This window comes from Pseudoalteromonas sp. S1650 (assembly GCF_005887195.1).
GTDB classification, from domain to species: Bacteria; Pseudomonadota; Gammaproteobacteria; order Enterobacterales; family Alteromonadaceae; genus Pseudoalteromonas; species Pseudoalteromonas simplex.
The window spans coordinates 1-252 of sequence record NZ_PNDF01000173.1; the positions used below are offsets into that span (position 1 = coordinate 1).

1 pseudogene is annotated in these 252 nt (G+C 51.6%); it reads left to right on the forward strand.

Features of this window, described 5'->3' with window-relative positions:
* Window positions 1–252, forward strand: a pseudogene (locus CWB80_RS22065) (signal recognition particle-docking protein FtsY); the annotation flags it as partial.

Sequence of the window (252 nt, forward strand, 5' to 3'; positions counted from 1 at the left end):
AGAACGCATTGCGGCAGAAAAAGCAGAAGCTGAGCGTTTAGCTCAAGAGCAGCAAGCGGCAGAGCAGCAACGTCAAGAACAACAAGCTCGACTTGCTGAGCAAGAAGCAGCAATGAAATTAGAGCAAGAACGTGTTGCCGCAGAACAGGCGCAGCGTGAAGCCGAGCAAGTTGCTGCACAGAAGGCCGAGGCAGAACGTCTAGAACAAGAACGCATTGCTGCAGAAAAGGCAGAAGCAGAGCGTTTAGAACA